14 protein-coding genes are annotated in these 17,125 nt (G+C 59.6%); 5 read left to right on the top strand and 9 right to left on the bottom strand.

The window, feature by feature from the left end; genetic code table 11:
• Position 1 precedes the first annotated feature (1 nt).
• From AO068_RS12880 to AO068_RS12855, 6 genes are all read right to left on the bottom strand, one after another.
• Positions 2–823 (bottom strand): ABC transporter permease, encoded by an 822-nt coding sequence (locus AO068_RS12880; protein WP_016982689.1) that lies wholly within the window; start codon positions 821–823, stop codon positions 2–4.
• 11 nt (positions 824–834) lie between these two features.
• Positions 835–2,082 (bottom strand): ABC transporter permease, encoded by a 1,248-nt coding sequence (locus AO068_RS12875; protein ID WP_058408554.1) that lies wholly within the window; start codon positions 2,080–2,082, stop codon positions 835–837.
• A 77-nt stretch (positions 2,083–2,159) separates the two neighbouring features.
• The gene (locus AO068_RS12870) at positions 2,160–3,194 is read right to left on the bottom strand and encodes a polyamine ABC transporter substrate-binding protein (protein ID WP_002551900.1); all 1,035 of its coding nucleotides are present in this window, start codon (positions 3,192–3,194) and stop codon (positions 2,160–2,162) included.
• 82 nt (positions 3,195–3,276) lie between these two features.
• A complete protein-coding gene (locus AO068_RS12865; protein WP_058400987.1) occupies positions 3,277–4,401 on the bottom strand; it encodes an ABC transporter ATP-binding protein in 1,125 nt (374 codons plus the stop codon).
• 315 nt (positions 4,402–4,716) lie between these two features.
• Complete coding sequence (locus AO068_RS12860; protein ID WP_044343665.1) at positions 4,717–5,346, bottom strand: response regulator; 630 nt, start codon at positions 5,344–5,346, stop codon at positions 4,717–4,719.
• Positions 5,343–7,391 (bottom strand): sensor histidine kinase, encoded by a 2,049-nt coding sequence (locus AO068_RS12855; protein ID WP_058408553.1) that lies wholly within the window; start codon positions 7,389–7,391, stop codon positions 5,343–5,345. Before AO068_RS12855 ends, AO068_RS12860 begins: the two co-directional genes overlap by 4 nt.
• A 78-nt stretch (positions 7,392–7,469) precedes the next feature.
• On the opposite strand from AO068_RS12855, the gene AO068_RS12850 reads away from it, so the two are divergent.
• On the top strand, positions 7,470–8,456 hold the full coding sequence (locus AO068_RS12850) for an alpha/beta hydrolase family protein (protein ID WP_058408552.1): 987 nt from the start codon (positions 7,470–7,472) through the stop codon (positions 8,454–8,456).
• 33 nt (positions 8,457–8,489) lie between these two features.
• On the opposite strand, the gene AO068_RS12845 is transcribed toward AO068_RS12850, so the two are convergent.
• From AO068_RS12845 to AO068_RS12835, 3 genes are all read right to left on the bottom strand, one after another.
• Entirely contained in the window at positions 8,490–9,257 is a 768-nt protein-coding gene (locus tag AO068_RS12845; protein WP_058408551.1) for a TerB family tellurite resistance protein, read from the bottom strand.
• Positions 9,258–9,929, bottom strand: a complete 672-nt coding sequence (gene murU, locus AO068_RS12840) for an N-acetylmuramate alpha-1-phosphate uridylyltransferase MurU (RefSeq protein ID WP_058408550.1) — start codon at positions 9,927–9,929, stop codon at positions 9,258–9,260. It abuts the gene before it with no gap.
• Positions 9,930–9,994: 65 nt separating this feature from the next.
• Positions 9,995–11,020: an aminoglycoside phosphotransferase family protein gene (locus tag AO068_RS12835; RefSeq protein WP_058408549.1), complete on the bottom strand. Its 1,026-nt coding sequence runs from the start codon at positions 11,018–11,020 to the stop codon at positions 9,995–9,997.
• Positions 11,021–11,149: 129 nt separating this feature from the next.
• On the opposite strand from AO068_RS12835, the gene AO068_RS12830 reads away from it, so the two are divergent.
• Genes AO068_RS12830 through rsmA form a run of 4 tightly spaced genes read left to right on the top strand, consistent with a single transcriptional unit; the run spans position 11,150 to position 17,022 of the window.
• On the top strand, positions 11,150–13,930 hold the full coding sequence (locus AO068_RS12830) for an LPS-assembly protein LptD (RefSeq protein WP_058408548.1): 2,781 nt from the start codon (positions 11,150–11,152) through the stop codon (positions 13,928–13,930).
• Positions 13,911–15,233, top strand: a complete 1,323-nt coding sequence (locus AO068_RS12825) for a peptidylprolyl isomerase (protein ID WP_058408583.1) — start codon at positions 13,911–13,913, stop codon at positions 15,231–15,233. The genes AO068_RS12830 and AO068_RS12825 overlap by 20 nt, the downstream gene beginning before the upstream one ends.
• A complete protein-coding gene (gene pdxA, locus AO068_RS12820; RefSeq protein ID WP_058408547.1) occupies positions 15,230–16,219 on the top strand; it encodes a 4-hydroxythreonine-4-phosphate dehydrogenase PdxA in 990 nt (329 codons plus the stop codon). Before AO068_RS12825 ends, pdxA begins: the two co-directional genes overlap by 4 nt.
• Entirely contained in the window at positions 16,216–17,022 is an 807-nt protein-coding gene (gene rsmA, locus AO068_RS12815; protein WP_058408546.1) for a 16S rRNA (adenine(1518)-N(6)/adenine(1519)-N(6))-dimethyltransferase RsmA, read from the top strand. Before pdxA ends, rsmA begins: the two co-directional genes overlap by 4 nt.
• The last annotated feature ends 103 nt before the right edge of the window (positions 17,023–17,125 follow it).

Here is a 17,125-nt window from a genome sequence, read left to right as displayed (position 1 = left end):
GTTATTGAGCTGTTCGGAGTTTTTCACTGCGCCCGCGTAACCACTCCAGCACCAGCAGCAACACCACCGAAAAGCCGATCAGCAATGTCGCGGCGGCAGCGATGGTAGGGCTGAGGTTTTCGCGAATGCCGCTGAACATCTGCCGAGGCAAGGTCGCCTGCTCCGGTCCGGCGAGAAACAGCGTCACCACCACTTCGTCGAACGAGGTCGCGAAAGCGAACAGCGCGCCGGAAATCACCCCCGGCGCAATCAGTGGCAGGGTCACGCGCCGGAAGGCGGTCAGTGGCGAGGCACCAAGGCTTGCAGCCGCACGCACCAGATTGTGATTGAAACCCTGCAAGGTAGCCGACACGGTGATGATCACGAATGGCACACCCAGCACCGCATGGACCAGAATCAGCGAGGTGTAGCTGTTGCCCAGGCCCAGCGGCGCGAAGAACAGATAACTGGCGACACCGACGATCACCACCGGCACCACCATCGGCGAAATCACCAAGGCCATGACCAGCGCCTTGCCGGGGAAGTTGCCGCGGGTCAGGCCGATCGCTGCCAGCGTGCCGAAGCCCATCGCCAGCAGGGTCGCGGCCGGGGCAACGATCATGCTGTTCTTCAGTGCGCGCATCCACTCGGCTGAGTTGAAGAAGTCCTGATACCACTGCAACGAGAACCCTTGCAGCGGATAGACCAGAAAGCTGCCTGAATTGAACGACAACGGCACGATGACCAGCACCGGTAACACGAGAAAGAGCAGCACCAGCGCACAGATGATGCGCAAGGCGTAATACCAGATGCGTTCGATCGGCGATGTGTAGGGGTTCAACATGGTGACACTCCTCAGCTCAGACGCAGGCGGCTGGCGCCGACCAGCCAGCTATAAATCAGGTACAGCACGATGGTCGCCAAGAGCAGTAACCCGCCGAGCGCGGTGGCCATGCCCCAGTTGATGCTGGTGTTGGTATAGAAGGCGACGAAGTAGCTGACCATCTGGTCGTTCGGGCTGCCCAGCAAGGCCGGGGTGATGTAGTAGCCGATCGACAGAATGAACACCAGCAGACACCCAGCACCGATCCCGGCGTAGGTCTGCGGGAAGTACACGCGCCAAAAACTGGTGAACGGATGGCAGCCCAGCGAAATGGCGGCACGCATGTAGGTCGGGGAGATGTTCTTCATCACGCTGTAGATCGGCAGGATCATGAACGGCAGCATGATGTGCACCATCGAGATGTATACGCCCACCCGATTGAAGACCAGCTCCAGCGGCTTATCGATGATGCCCATCGCCAGCAACGCGCTGTTGATCAGACCGCTCGACTGCAGCAACACAATCCAGGCAGCCACCCGCACCAGAATCGAGGTCCAGAACGGCAACAGCACCAGAATCATCAGCAGGTTGCTCTGCCGCGCAGGCAGGCTGGCCAGCAGGTAAGCCAGCGGATAAGCCAGCACCAGGCAGATCGCGGTAATCACCAGGCCCATCCAGAAGGTGCGGGCGAAGATATCCAGATAGATCGACTGATCCGGGGTTGCAGGCGCGACTTCGCCGAGGTCATCGATACGATGGTCTACCGCCGCCAGCAGGTAATACGGCGTAACACTGCTGGTATTGCGGCGCACCGCCTGCCAGTACGCCGGGTCGCCCCAGCGCTCGTCCAATGCTTCGAGCGCTTCTTTATAAGAGGCCGGTTCAGTCTTGAACGGCAACGCGCGAGCGGTCTTGCTCAGCAGGCTGCGATAACCGGCCAGTTCCATGTTCAGACGCTTGGACAGATCGCCCAGCGTGGAATTCTTGCGTGTTTCGGCCAGGTCCAGGCTCATTGCCTTGTAGACCGACTCGGGCGGCAGCCCTTTTCCATCCCACTTTTGCACTTCGACCACAGTGGTCGGCAGTGCAGTCACGACTTCCGGGTTGCCAACGCTCTTGTAGAGCAGCGCGGCGATGGGCACCAGAAACACCAACAACAGGAAAATCACCAACGGCGCGATCAGTGCCTGAGCCTTCCAGCGGTTGACCCGCTCGGCGCGAGCGAGACGTTGCTTCAAGTTAGGGCTGGCGCCTTCAGTCAGGGGCACGGCGATGGCCATAGCGAACTCCGGAATCTTTCAACGAGAGGGCGCTCCCTACAGCAGAGAGCGCCCGGATCTGACGTGATGCAGCCTGATTACTTGGCAGCCCAGGCAGTGAAACGCTGCTCAAGGGATTCGCCGTTGTCGGTCCAGAACGCTACGTCCATCTGCACCTGATCCTTGATGTTCTCAGGCGTGGTCGGCATGTTCTGCAGGGTTTCCTTGTCCAGCAGCTTGACCGCCTGGGTATTGGCCGGGCCGTAGGCGATATTCTGCGAATAGGTCTTCTGCTGCTCGGGGCTCAGCATGTAGGCGATGAACTTCTTCGCGGCATCGGCGTTTTTCGAACCCTTCGGGATGGCCCAGGCATCGAAGTCATATACGCCACCGGTCCACACGACCTTGAGGTTGCTTTCCTTCTGCACAGCAGCGATCCGGCCGTTGTAGGCCGAGCTCATCACCACGTCACCGGAAGCGAGATACTGCGGCGGCTGTGCGCCTGCTTCCCACCACTGAATGTTTGGCTTGAGTTCATCGAGCTTCTTGAACGCGCGGTCCTGGCCGTCTTTGCTGGCCAGCACTTTATAAACGTCTTTCGGCGCAACGCCGTCAGCCATCAGGGCGAATTCCAGGGTGTACTTGGCGCCTTTACGCAGACCGCGCTTGCCCGGGAATTTCTTGGTGTCCCAGAAATCGGCCCAGCCGTTTGGAGCTGTGGCGACCTTGTCGGCGTTGTAGGCCAGCACGGTGGACCAGACGAAGAAACCGGCACCGCAGGTGGTGATGGCGCCAGGCACGAAGTCAGCGGCATTGCCCAGCTGTTTCGGGTCCAGCTCTTCAAACATGTCCTCATCGCAACCACGGGCCAGCTCCGGCGATTCGACTTCTACCAGGTCCCAGGAAACGCTCTTGGTGTCGACCATGGTTTTGACCTTGGCCATTTCACCGTTGTATTCACCGGCGATGATCTTGCCGTTACCGGCCTTTTCCCACGGCGCGTAGAACGCCTTTTCCTGAGCGGCCTTGTTGGCACCGCCAAAGGAGATGACGGTCAGGTCGGTGGCTGCCATGGCCTGCGCGGCGCACATGAGGCCCAACGTGATGGCGGTGAACTTCAAAGACTTCAACATAGGTTCTTTTCTCCACGAGCAGTGTTGGTAAGCGATTGGGATGGGCGATCAGGTCGCCTCTGTTATTGCTTTTATCGGTAGATCAATGCACTTGCTGCAAGGGGTCGAGCGCGCGAACGTGCTCGACTTGCCAGCCGATGGGCACCACGTCGCCCACACTCAGGCCAGGGTCCAGTTCGGCAATCGGCTGTTTGACGAAGAAGTCGCTCTTGCCTGCTACCTCCAGACGCACGCGAACGTGGTCACCCAGGTAGATGAACTCAGCCACACGGCCGGAAAAACGGTTTGCACAATTCTCGCTGCGACCATTGAGGTTGATGCGCTCAGGGCGGATCGACAGGGTCACCGGGCCGCCAGGCTGGCCGACGTTGATCGCCAGCGCATGCACTTTCTCGCCACGTTCAAGCTCGACGACACAGCGGTCACCGTCCTGACTGACCAGACGTCCATTGAGGCGGTTGTTCTCGCCGATGAAGTTGGCCACAAAGGTGTTCTTCGGCTCTTCGTACAGGCTGCGGGGCGGTGCGATCTGCTGGATCTCGCCCTGATGGAAGACGGCGACCCGGTCGGACATGGTCAGGGCTTCACCCTGATCGTGGGTCACGTAGACCACGGTCACACCCAGACGCTGATGCAGATGTTTGATCTCCATCTGCATGTGCTCGCGCAGTTGCTTGTCGAGCGCGCCGAGCGGTTCGTCCATCAGCACCAGTTGCGGTTCGAACACCAGCGCACGCGCCAGCGCCACACGCTGCTGCTGACCACCGGACAACTGCGCCGGGTAACGATGTGCAAAGGTGTCCAGCTGGACCATGCCCAGCGCCTTTTTAACTTTCTCGCCAACATCGGTCTTGCTCATGCCACGCACCGACAGCGGGAACGCCAGGTTCTCGGCCACGGTCATGTGTGGAAACAACGCGTAGTTCTGAAACACCATGCCGATGTCGCGCTTGTGCGGCGGCACATTGTTGATGGCGCGCCCACCGAGAAGAATTTCGCCGGCAGTCGGGGTTTCGAAACCGGCCAGCATCATCAGGCTGGTGGTCTTGCCGGAGCCGGAAGGCCCGAGCAGGGTCAGGAACTCACCTTTGCGAATATCCAGGTTAAGGTCTTTGACGATCAGTGCTTCGCCGTCGTAGCTCTTCTGCACACCACGAAAGCTGACCAGAACATCATTTGCTCCAGCGCTTGTATCGACGTCGCTCATTACCCACACCTTTGTTTTGTCTGCGTGGGCTCAAGCCTAGAGCAGCCCGAAGCCCCGGCAAATCGGGGGCCGGGAGAGAATCGCCTAGGCTGGCTGGAAGGCCAGGGGTAGGGATTGCCCTACAGCGATGGCGCGATTGGATATGTCGGCCAGCCTGATCGTTCCGCACGCTCCAGCGTGGGAATGCAGTGCGTGACGCTCTGCGTCACAAAAGAGGACGCGGAGCGTCCAGAACGGCATGCCGACGCGGAGCGTCGCACGATAGTTGTGAGTAGAGCACCGACCCGACACTCAACTGGAGTGTCGTTTTCAGACTCAGAGCAGTTTGTGCTCCATCGCGTATTTGACGAGATCGGCCAGTGAGTTGAGTTTCATTTTCTGCATCAGCCGCGCCTTGTGGGTGCTGATGGTCTTGCTGCTCAGTGCCAGTTGCTGAGCGATGTCGTTGACGTTGGCACCCTGCGCCAGGCGCTCGAACACCGAGAACTCGCGCTCCGACAACAATGAGTGCAAAGGCCGGCTATCGGTCAGGCCCACTTCAAAGACCATGCGGTCGGCGAGGTCCGGGTCGATATAGCGCCCGCCTGCCGCTACCCGACGAATTGCCGTCAGCAGCAGTGCCGGGTCACTGTCCTTGGTGGCATAACCTGCGGCGCCGACTTTCAGCGCACGTGCCGCCATCTGTGCTTCATTGTGCATCGACAGCACCAGAATGGCGGGCGGACTGGCCAGTGCGCGAATTCGCGGAATCGCCTCAAGACCATTGACGCCGGGCATGGAGATATCCAGCAAAACCACTTCGCAAGTCACATGACGCAAGGTTTCGAGCAACTGCTCGCCGTTGCTGGCCTCACCGACCACTTGCAGGTCTCTGGCCAGACCAATCAGTTGCTTGATCCCTTCACGCACGATGGTGTGGTCTTCGGCTACCAAAACACGAATCACTGGCTTCGCTCCTGTGCGACGGGGTCCAACGGGATGTAGGCGCGCAAGGTTGTGCCCTCACCGGCCTCGCTGTCCAGCTCCAGTCTGCCGCCGAGCATCAGCACCCGCTCGCGCATCCCGACCAGACCGAATGAAACCACCCTGCCCGACTCGACGACAAACCCCTGCCCGTCATCGGCGATGATCATGCACATCACGCCATCCTGCAACGTCAGGCTGATTTCCACCGTGTGCGCCTGGGCGTGGCGCATGACGTTGGTCAGCGCTTCCTGAAGAATCCGGAACATGCCTGTGGCTCTGGCATCGCTAAGCACTGGCAGGTTGTCCGGCACCTGCACCAGACAAGGGATTTGCGTGCGCGCCTCGAAACGGCGTGCCTGCCACTCGATGGCCGACGCAATGCCGGCGTCGAGAATCGGTGGCCGCAATGCCGTGGCAACATCACGCACCAGTTGAAACAGCTGAGCGATAAGACGCTTCATGCTGTCCAGTCGCTCACCAAGGCCGGGATCCAGATCAGCATAGGCCAGCTCGCACATCGACGTTTCCAGCTTCAGCACCGTCAGCATCTGCCCCAGCTCGTCATGCACCTCGCGGGCAATACGCGCCTTCTCTTCTTCACGCACGCTTTCCAGGTGGGCTGACAATTCACGTAGCTGATCATGCGCACGGCGTCGTTCACTGGCATCACTGAGAAACACCACCAGGTATTCCGCCTCACGAAAGCGCAGGAAGCTCAACGAAACATCGGTAGGCAGAAGGCTGCCATCAGCACGCAGACAATGGGTCTCGAACACCTGCGGGCTGTCTTCAAGAGAGCGCGCGTTCTTCCACAGGTTGAGCCAGCGGTCCATATGCAGACCGGGCTCGAAATCAATCAGCGGGCGCTCGACCACCTGTCCCGGCGCGTAGCCGAGCATGGATTCCGCCGCCCGGTTGGCGTAACGCACACGACTGTCCCAATTGACCCAAAGGATGCCGACGGTGCTCTGGTCGATGGAGAATTGCGCCAGACGCAGCGCCTCCTCACCTTCAACGCGACGGGCAAGCTCTTCACGCGCGCGCAGCAACTCCTGCTCCTGCGCCTGCTGCTGGCGACGCTGCCAGACCACGATCGCAAAACAGGCCAGCAGCATCACCAGCAGCAGAATGCACAGGTTTTTCCAGAGCTTGGTCGACTCGATGAAATGCGATGGGGTGAGCGGCATCCAGCGCGCGTGCAGTTGCTCAAGCTCTTTGGCAGGAATCGCGCGCAACGCTTCGCTGACGATGGCGGCCAGCTCAGGCATGTCACGGCGCGAAGCCACGCGCAACAATTGCGGCAGCCCGATATCCCCCACTACCGCCAGCCCGGCAAATTCCGGCTCGCGGAGCAGGCGGCTGAGCTGCGCTTCGTCCACCACGGCATAGCGTGCCTGCTGACTGAGCAGCAATTGCAGCGCCTGACGCTCCAGCGGCACGCCTTGCAGGTTCAGGTGCGGAAAGTTGCTGCGCAGGTAATCGGCGGCAGGGCCTGGCATGCGTACAGCAACCCGCGAAAGGCTGTCGAGTTTCTCGAGGTCCACGGCAGTGCTGCCATCACGTTCGCCGATCAACAGTTGCGAAACACGCAGATACGGATCGGAAAACAACCACAGACGCAGGCCCGCCGGGCTCTGCATCAAGCCAGGCGCAACATCGATTTCACCATTGGCCAGGGCCTTCTCAAGCGCCGCCTGATCAGGAAAGTTTCGCCACAGCAACTCGACCGGCAGCATCGAAGCCAGCGCATTCATAAGGTCGACATTGGCTCCGGACAACTGCTGCAAACGCTGATCGAACTGAGCATAAGGCGCACGCAACACCAGACCCACCCGCAGCGGACCGTGCTGGTCGAGCCAGCTACGCTGTGCTGAACTCAACTGCGCAGACGCAGGCATTTGTGGCTCGTCAGCCTGCGTACTGGCCATCTGAACCATCAAGAGCAAAGCCAGGCAGCCGATAAAGCCGGTGCGCAGAAGACCAATCATCAATGTGTCGCTCTCGTGTGTTCGTATGACGGCCATATGCCGCGCAGGCTCAGGCCTGACAAAAGCCGATCAACCCATTAGGCTGCCGGGATAGTTTCTGGCTTGGAATATCCGATGTCCTACACCTTTCGCGCAACGTTTCCTGCATTGTTTCTGTCATTGGTCCTGCCTTGCGCACTGCCTGTACTCGCAGCCGACCCGGCCCCGCCCAAGGACGCTGCCGCCGAAGCACCGGTAGAACGGGCACCGCTGCTCAGCCGCTCACAGGAAGACGCGATAGCGCTGGAGCGTCAATTGCCTCGCGAGGATCAGCAGCAGCTTCAGGCGGGTGACGAAAGCTTTCTCGCCCTCTGGAAGCCCGCAAACAGTGACGCCCCCCAAGGCGCGGTGATTATTGTGCCTGGCGACGCCGAGTCACCGGACTGGCCGGATGCCGTCGGCCCGTTGCGAAGGAAGTTTCCGGATGTCGGCTGGTCAAGCCTGAGCATCACCCTGCCGGATGCGATGGACAACAGCCTGACGCCACGCGAGCCCGACGCCGCCCCGACCGACGCGAACGCTGCCAAACCCAAGGAATCCCCCAAGGACGCCAGCGCGAAAGCGCAAGACCCGGCAGCTGAAGCCGAGGCCCTGGCTGCCGCAGCAACCGCAAAGGCAGCTGCCGACGAGGAACTCAACAAGGCTCAGGCCGAGCGCATCTTCGCGCGGATCGAAAGCGCGATCAGCTTTGCGCAGCAGAACAAGGCCCGCAGCATCGTATTGATCGGCCATAGCAGCGGCGCCTACTGGGCAGCCAGATTCCTCAATGAACGCACATCGCCTGCCGTGCAGAAGCTGGTGATGCTTGCTGCGCGCGAGCCGGTCAATGCTGCGCCTTCGCTGCTGGACATGGTGCCTCAGCTGAAAATAAAGACCGCCGACTTCATCTACAAAAACTCGCCGGACCAGGCCTCCAAAGCACGTCTGCAGGCCAGCAAACGCGCCAAAGGCCCCGGTTTTACGCAGATTGGTCTGATCAATATCGTCGGCAATGAAGATACCGAGCAAGAACAACTGTTCCGCAGGGTTCGTGGCTGGATAGACGCCAAGGAAGAAAAATAAGCTTCACGCCAAGCACCCGACGCACGAGCAGGCTCAGTTGAACCCGCGTCGGGCCTTCACCACCCGATAGGCGTTATGCAACTGGCTGGTCTTGTCGGTCGCCACCCGCACTTGCTGGGGGTTGGCACCCGAACCGGCAACCTTGTCAGGGTGATGCCGACTGAGCAGCCGGCGGTAGGCGCGCTTGATGCTCGACGGGTCGGTGTCCGGTTTTATTCCCAGAAGCGTCATCGCGCTTTTGTAGTCATCCCCGCTGCTGACCGGCGAACGCTTCATCGGGTCGTGATCGGCAGCCAGCGCTTCGACTTGTGGCCCTGTCCAGCCCAGCCACATGCCCCATACTCCGATCAGCTCACGCTCGACCCGGGAAGCCTTGCCATCCGCCCAGGCCATGCGCCAGCAGGCACGCAACAACTCCTCGGCGGTGTCCGGCTGCCCGTGCAGACCGCGCAAATAACTGCGCAGGCCGTCGGCACCGTCACGACCGCGTTTGAAGGCGTTGATGGCGCGCAACTGATCCGCCTCGTTCAGGTTCAGACGGCGCATTTCGGTACGGGCCTGATGAATATGGCTGGCCAGGACACGTCCGTCACTCTTGGCCAGACGGCCCAGCAATACAAACAGCAGGCCATCCGCAGGTATCGCCGCCCGCCCGCCCAGACGCTCACGCAGGTGCGCCCAGCTCTGCAGCTTCAGGCGCCGGTCCAGCGCCTGCCCCAATAGAGCACCCAGCATTGCGCCCGGGATGCTGGCAATTGCATAGCCGACACCCGCGCCGATCAATGTGCCAGGCCAAAGCATTCAGCGGGTCTCCGCAAGCAAGTGCTCGACTTCAGCCAGACGCTCGTGCGTGCCGACATCGACCCAACGCCCTCTGTGGTGCTCACCCGTTACCAGGCCTTGATGCATGGCCTCACGCAACAACGGCGCGAGTTTGAACGCACCGGGCTCACAGTCGGCAAACAACTGTGGATGCAGGATGGCGATACCGCTGTAGGTGAGCCGCTGACCTGCCGAATCGTCATCGCGCACCTGCCCGTCGACCAGCGAGAAATCGCCAGTGGGGTGATGTGCCGGGTTATCGACCAGCACCAGATGCGCGAGACCGGTAAGCGGCACGCGCAACGCGCTGAAGTCATAGTCCGTCCAGATATCCCCATTGATCACCACAAAGGGCTCAACGCCCAGCAATGGCAATGCCCGATGAATCCCGCCGCCTGTTTCCAGCGGCTGGCCCTCGGGGGAATAACGGATACTCAGGTCGAAACGCTGACCGTCGCCCAGATAATCCTCGATCTGCTGCCCCAGCCAGGCATGGTTGATGACCAACTGGTGAAACCCGGCTGCGCGCAAGGCGTTCAGGTGGTACTCGATCAACGGCATCCCCCCGGCACGCACCAATGGCTTGGGCGTGTGCAGGGTCAACGGGCGCATTCGCTCGCCTTTACCGGCGGCGAGAATCATCGCTTTCATGCAGTCCTCTTCAACACAATCAGGTTTCTTTCAAAATGGCCGTTTTTCAGGCCGTCTCTGCCGTATCAGACAGCCGTCTCTACCGGTTGCTGCAGACTGGTGAGCAACTGCCCGAGCTGAGCCAGCTCGGGGCGGCGCGACAGAACTGCCTCTATATAAGCGAAAAAGCGCGGAACGTCTTGCAGATAGCGCGGTTTTCCATCGCGGTGGCAGATGCGGGCAAAAATACCGATCACCTTCAGATGGCGCTGAACACCCATCAGATCACTGGCGCGCTCGAAGGCGGCAAAATCCTCCTGCACCGGGATACCAACGGCGCGCGCCTGATCCCAGTAGGTCCTGAGCCAGTCGCTGACGCGTTCTTGTGGCCAGCTCAGGAACGCGTCCTTGAACAGGCAGGTCACGTCATAGGTGACCGGGCCGTAGACAGCGTCCTGAAAATCCAGCACGCCTGGGTTGGGCTCGCTGATCATCAGGTTTCGCGGCATGTAGTCGCGATGCACCAGCACTTTGGGCTGCGCCAGAGCGCTGTTGATCAACAACTCGCTAGCCTGCTGCCAATCGCTCAGTTGCGCCTCGTCCATCTCGATACCCAGGTGGCGCTTGACGTACCACTCGGGGAAAAGCTCCAGCTCACGACGCAGCAACGCGACGTCATAGCTGGGCAGCGGCGCGTCCATCGGCAATTGCTGATAGGCCAGCAACGCCTGGATTGCATCGGCGAACAAGGCATCGGCATTGTCAGCGTCAATCACATCCAGATAGGTCTGACGACCAAGATCATTGAGCAGCAAAAAGCCTTGCTTCAGGTCTTCGGCATAAATTTCCGGAACATTAATGCCCGACTTTTTCAGTAAATGGGCGATATCCACAAACGGTTTGCAGTTTTCCTGCGGTGGTGGCGCGTCCATCACAATAAAAGTTCGGCCAGCGCCCTCCCAGCGAAAATAACGACGAAAACTTGCGTCACTACTGGCCGCAGTCAATGTGGCCGGGGGTACAGCGCCCCAATTTTGCGCCGCAAACAGCGCTGGCAACTGCTCATCGAGCCAAACTTTCAGGGATTGCAGGCGTATATCTTGATCTGACATTACAAGGGTCTCCGACGGCGCTAGCCGTCAAGCGGGTCATGCTTTATTATCCGGAATCTTTTTCAGCCCATCGAGAGGCGTGCGGCCCCCCCGCGGGCAGATGGCGCGCAGGAAGCCCGGACTAATAAGATGGCATTGAAATCCCCCGCGTTTCGTAAAAAATTTCCGTTGCTCGTAACCGGCAGTCTGCTGGCGATGCAACCTCTGGCCACTCAGTTCGTGGTCGCCGCGGAACAGTATGACTGCTCAGTCTCTGCTTCGGGTGCCTGGAACTGTGCGCCGAAATCCAATGCTGCTGCAGTGGACCTGCCTCCGCGCCCCGTGCATGACACGACGTCGGTCAGTTCCAACGGCACAGTCACCTCGCAAGGCACCTCTTCGGGTGAGCAGGTTGCAGGTACGCAACTGGTTACCGAAGCCAAGGGCAAAGGTCTGCGGTCGCGTAGTGCTGACTACAGCCACCTTGATTGGGTTCCTCGCGAAAAGCTGACCGCAGCACAACTGGCCGAGACCGGTCCGTATTGCTCGGGTGCCTACGTCGAGCCGATACGCCCAGGCATGGACGACAAGACGCCGATGAAAGACGCGCCTATGTTCGTCGGAGCCAAGGCTTCGCGTTACGAACAGGAAGCGCAGGTCGCAACGCTGGCAGGTGATGTCGTGTTGCGCCAGGGCAGCATGCAGGTACAGGCCCAGGAGGCCGCACTGCATCAGGCCGAGAACCGTGGCGAGCTGAACGGCGATGTCCGTCTGCGCGACAACGGCGCGCTGATCGTCGGTGACAAGGCCGAGTTGCAACTCGATACCGGCGAAGCCCGTGTCGACAATGCCGAGTACGTCCTGCACAAGTCGAACATTCGCGGTAACGCTTTGTACGCCAAGCGTGCAGAGAACGCGATCATCCGTCTCAAGGACGGCACCTACACCTCGTGTGAGCCGAACAGCAACGCCTGGACGCTCAAAGGCAACAACATCACGCTGAACCCGGCCACCGGCTTCGGTACAGCGACCAACGTTACCCTGCGGGTCAAGGACATACCGGTTCTGTATACGCCGTATATCTACTTCCCGATCGACGACCGTCGTCAGTCCGGTTTCCTGCCGCCGTCCATTGCGGCAGGCGGCGATAACGGTTTCACGCTCGTTACTCCGTACTACTTCAACCTGGCACCGAACTACGACGCCACGTTGTACCCGCGTTACATGGCTGACCGCGGCCTGCTGATGGAAGGCGAGTTCCGCTACCTGACCAAAGGCAGCGAAGGCCAGTTTGGCGGCGCGTACCTGAACGACGAGAATGACGACCGCAAGCTGCAGTCGGACTACGACAAGACTCGCTGGATGATCAACTGGCAGCACAAGGGCGGACTTGATACGCGCTGGCTGACCCAGGTTGATTACACCGACATCAGCGACCCGTATTACTTCCAGGATCTGGAAACCGATCAGATCGGCGTTAAACGGACGGATTTCCTCAACCAGCAGGGCTCTTTGACCTACCGTGGCGACAGTTACGTGGCAACGCTCAACGCCCAGGCTTACAAGCTGGCGACGGTCGCGAACATCACACCTTATAACCGCCTGCCACAGCTGACGCTTAACGGCACCTTGCCGTACAACCCGGGTGGTCTGAAGTTCGATTATCAGACAGAAGCTGTCCGTTTTGAACGTGATCTGCGCAGCGGCGCGTTCATTGATGAAGATGGCAACTCCGAGACACGCCTGGACAACAACATCTCCGGCCTTGCCCGGGCAAACGGGGACCGCCTGAATCTGGCGCCGTCCGTCAGCCTGCCAATGAACTGGACCTATGGTTTCCTGACACCGAAGCTTAAGTACGTCTACACCCAGTACGCGCTAGACCTGGACAGTCAGGGCAAAAGCTCGCTTCTGGCTGGCGAGGAATACAGCAGTAGTCAAAGCCGCAGCGTGCCGATCTTCAGCGTCGACAGCGGCCTGTACTTCGACCGCAACACCAACTGGTTCGGCAAGGATTACCGTCAAACCCTGGAACCGCGCCTGTTCTATCTCTATGTACCCGAGAAAGACCAGACTGACATCCCGGTATTCGACACCAGCGAAAGCACATTCAATTATGCCTCGCTATTCCGTGACAACCGCTTCACCGGTTCCGACCGCATCGGCGACGAGAACAAGCTGTCGCTGGGTATCACCAACCGCTGGATTGAAAGCAACGGCTTTGAACGCCAACGCTTCAGCATCGGTCAGGCGCTGTATTTCGAAGACCGCAAGGTGCAGTTGCCTGGCGTGGTGTTCGCTGACCGTGATGATGCGCGTTCCAACGTTTCGCCTTATGCACTGGAATACGAATACCGCTTCAACCGCGACTGGCGCTTCAACTCCGATTTCAACTGGGATCCGGACAGCAAGAGCACCCGTTCGGGCAGCGCAATGTTCCATTACCAGCCTGAAGACAACCCGAACAAGATCGTCAACCTCGGCTATCGCTATCGCAACGACCAGATTCGTTACGACGAAAGCACTGGCCGCTGGATCGTGGGCGGTGGCGACTACGGACGTCCGGGCGATGCCAACTACGTGAAGGACTACTACAAGATCCAGCAGCACGATTTCTCGGTCATCTGGCCAATCGTGCCGCAGTGGAGCCTGATCAGCCGCTGGCAGTATGACTACAACCGTGCGCGCACCATCGAAGCTTTCGGCGGGTTCGAGTACGACAACTGCTGCTGGAAAATGCGTCTGGTCAACCGCTACTGGGTCGATTACGACGAGTTCAGCCAGGCAGCGCCTCAGAACGAGAAAGGCGACCGCGGCATATTCCTACAAATCGTGTTGAAGGGGCTCGGCGGTGTAACTGGCGCCAAGGTAGACAGCTTCCTCGACAAAGGCATTCAAGGTTATCGTGAACGTGAAGACCAAGCTTTCTGATTGTCTGCGCCCGCTGATGCTGGGCGCGTTACTCCTGAGCGGTGCAGTGCATGCTGCGGTTCAACCTCTGGACAGTATCGTGGCCATCGTCGACAACGACTTGATCATGAAAAGCCAGATGGACCAGCGTGTACGTGAGGTTCAGCAAACCATTGCCAAGCGCGGCTCTGGCGTACCTCCTGCGAAAGATCTGCAACGGCAGGTTCTGGATCGTCTGATTCTGGAAAACCTGCAGCTGCAGATGGGCGAACGGTCCGGCATTCGTGTCTCCGACGACGAACTCAATCAGGCCATCGGCACCATTGCCCAGCGCAACAACATGAGCGTGGAGCAGTTCCGCGCCGCACTGGCTCATGACGGCTTGTCCTATAACGATGCACGCGAGCAGGTGCGCCGGGAAATGATCATCAGCCGTGTGCGTCAGCGCCGGGTGGCCGAACGTATCCAGGTATCCCAGCAGGAAGTGAAAAACTTCCTCGCCTCTGATCAGGGCAAGGCTCAGTTGTCTGAAGAGTTCCACCTGGCAAACATTCTGATCGCAACGCCTGACAGCGCCTCTTCGGATGCCATCCAGGCTGCTGCGGTCAAAGCCAAGGGCATTTATGACCAATTGAAGAAAGGTGCTGACTTCACCCAACTCGCAGCCACCAGTTCCTCCAGCGAAAATGCACTGGAAGGCGGTGACATGGGCTGGCGCAAGGCTGCGCAACTGCCACCGCCGTTCGGTGACATGCTCAGCGCGATGCCTGTCGGCGACGTGACGCCTCCAGCGCGCACGCCGGGCGGTTTCATTATCCTCAAGTTACTGGAAAAACGTGGCGGCCAGGGGCAGGCACAAATGCGTGATGAAGTGCATGTGCGTCATATCCTGATCAAACCGAGCGAAATCCGTAACGAAGAAGAGACCAAGCGTCTTGCCGAGAAAATCTACGACCGCATCCAGAATGGCGAAGACTTCGCCGAACTGGCGAAAAGCTTTTCGGAAGATCCGGGCTCGGCACTCAATGGTGGCGATCTGAACTGGGTTGATCCGAACTCTCTGGTTCCGGAATTCCGTCAGGTCATGAACGAAACGCCACAAGGCGAATTGTCCAAACCGTTCCAGACCCAGTATGGCTGGCATGTTCTCGAAGTACTCGGTCGTCGCTCCACGGACGCTACCGACCAAGCTCGTGAACAGCAGGCGTTGAACGTACTGCGTAACCGCAAGTACGACGAAGAGCTGCAAACCTGGCTGCGTCAGATCCGTGACGAAGCCTATGTTGAAATCAAACTCCCTGGCGCGACCCAGGCTGCGCAGTGAAACCCAAGCGTTTCGCCCTGACACCCGGCGAGCCGGCCGGCATTGGTCCTGACCTTTGCCTGCTGCTCGCCACGCAGCCTCAGCCATACCCTCTGATTGCCATCACCAGCCGTGACCTGCTCCTTGAGCGGGCCGCGCAACTGGGTGTGGCGGTCAGTCTGCTTGACGTCACCCCTGATTCGCTTCCCGACCTGCCTGCGCCTGCCGGCAGCCTGTATGTCTGGGATACGCCCCTGGCAGTTGCGGTAGAAACCGGTGTGCTGAACAAGGCCAACGCAGCGTTCGTGCTGCAAACCCTGACTCGCGCTGGCCAAGGCTGTCTCGACGGGCTGTTCAGCGGGATGATTACTGCCCCGGTGCACAAAGGCGTCATCAACGACGGCGGTATCGCTTTTTCCGGACACACCGAATTTCTTGCCGAACTGACCCACACCGAACAGGTGGTGATGATGCTGGCGACCGGCGACCTGCGCGTGGCACTGGTGACCACGCACCTGCCGTTGCGCGAAGTGGCTGATGCCATAACACCGGACCGACTGGAGCGCGTGACACGCATCCTGCATGCCGATCTGGTGAACAAGTTCGGCATTGCCCACCCGCGTATTCTGGTCTGCGGCCTCAACCCTCATGCTGGCGAAAGCGGGCATCTGGGCCGAGAGGAAATCGACATCATCGAACCGACTCTGGAGCGCCTGCGCAGCGAGGGCCTGGACTTACGCGGCCCACTGCCTGCCGACACTCTGTTTACCCCCAAATATCTGGAGCACTGCGACGCAGTGCTGGCGATGTACCACGACCAAGGCTTGCCCGTGCTGAAATACAAAGGTTTCGGCGCAGCAGTCAATGTGACGCTCGGCCTGCCGATCATCCGCACTTCTGTCGATCACGGCACGGCGCTGGATCTGGCTGGCAGCGCGAACATTGATACCGGCAGCCTGCACGTTGCACTGCAAACCGCCTACCAGATGGCCGAGACCCATTCATGACCGAGCAATACCAACACCGGGCGCGCAAGCGTTTCGGGCAGAACTTCCTGCACGACGCAGGCGTTATCGACAAAATCCTGCGCGCCATTCGTGCAAAATCTGAAGACCGGCTGCTGGAAATCGGACCGGGCCAGGGCGCACTCACCGAAGGGCTGCTCAACAGCGGCGCGCAGCTGGACGTGGTCGAGCTGGACAAGGACCTGATCCCGATCCTCACCGGCCAGTTTGGCAACAAGCCGAATTTCAACCTGCATCAGGGTGATGCACTGAAGTTCGACTTCAACAGTCTGGGCGCCGAACCGCGCAGCCTGCGTGTCGTGGGCAACCTGCCGTACAACATCTCGACGCCGTTGATTTTTCATCTGTTGCAAAACGCCAGCCTGATCCGCGACATGCACTTCATGTTGCAGAAGGAAGTGGTCGAGCGCATGGCTGCAGGTCCGGGCGGCGGTGACTGGGGTCGCCTGTCGATCATGGTCCAGTACCATTGCCGCGTGGAGCATCTGTTCAACGTAGGACCGGGGGCGTTCAATCCGCCGCCGAAAGTGGACTCGGCCATTGTGCGCCTCGTCCCTTATGAAACACTGCCGCACCCTGCCAAGGATCACCGTGTGCTGGAGCGCATCGTGCGTGAAGCGTTCAACCAGCGTCGCAAGACCCTGCGCAACACGCTCAAGCTGCTGTTGACCAGCGACGAGATTACCGCTTCCGGAGTAGACGGCAGCTTGCGTCCCGAGCAGCTCGATCTGGCTGCATTCGTCCGTCTGGCAGACACTCTCAGCGAAAAAGCTGTAACAGAGTGAACCCTGAGGACAAGTAAACGGCACTGTCAGTCGTCATTTCCCGCTTACTTGTCCTAGACTTGTCTACCTGCCGCACACGCCCTTTTTTTCGTTATGGATTTCA

Origin of the sequence: Pseudomonas sp. ICMP 3272, assembly GCF_001466905.1 — a bacterium.
GTDB lineage: Bacteria > Pseudomonadota > Gammaproteobacteria > Pseudomonadales > Pseudomonadaceae > Aquipseudomonas > Aquipseudomonas amygdali.
Note: the sequence above shows the minus strand (reverse complement) of the source record. Positions and strands in the feature narration are given on the sequence as shown.

Bases quoted from the DNA above. Each gene is read 5' to 3' on its own strand.
- AO068_RS12880 (WP_016982689.1), bottom strand. From the start codon at position 823: ATGTTGAACCCCTACACATCGCCGATCGAACGCATCTGGTATTACGCC.
- AO068_RS12875 (WP_058408554.1), bottom strand. From the start codon at position 2,082: ATGGCCATCGCCGTGCCCCTGACTGAAGGCGCCAGCCCTAACTTGAAG.
- AO068_RS12870 (WP_002551900.1), bottom strand. From the start codon at position 3,194: ATGTTGAAGTCTTTGAAGTTCACCGCCATCACGTTGGGCCTCATGTGC.
- AO068_RS12865 (WP_058400987.1), bottom strand. From the start codon at position 4,401: ATGAGCGACGTCGATACAAGCGCTGGAGCAAATGATGTTCTGGTCAGC.
- AO068_RS12855 (WP_058408553.1), bottom strand. From the start codon at position 7,391: ATGGCCGTCATACGAACACACGAGAGCGACACATTGATGATTGGTCTT.
- AO068_RS12850 (WP_058408552.1), top strand. From the start codon at position 7,470: ATGTCCTACACCTTTCGCGCAACGTTTCCTGCATTGTTTCTGTCATTG.
- AO068_RS12845 (WP_058408551.1), bottom strand. From the start codon at position 9,257: ATGCTTTGGCCTGGCACATTGATCGGCGCGGGTGTCGGCTATGCAATT.
- murU (WP_058408550.1), bottom strand. From the start codon at position 9,929: ATGAAAGCGATGATTCTCGCCGCCGGTAAAGGCGAGCGAATGCGCCCG.
- AO068_RS12835 (WP_058408549.1), bottom strand. From the start codon at position 11,020: ATGTCAGATCAAGATATACGCCTGCAATCCCTGAAAGTTTGGCTCGAT.
- AO068_RS12830 (WP_058408548.1), top strand. From the start codon at position 11,150: ATGGCATTGAAATCCCCCGCGTTTCGTAAAAAATTTCCGTTGCTCGTA.
- rsmA (WP_058408546.1), top strand. From the start codon at position 16,216: ATGACCGAGCAATACCAACACCGGGCGCGCAAGCGTTTCGGGCAGAAC.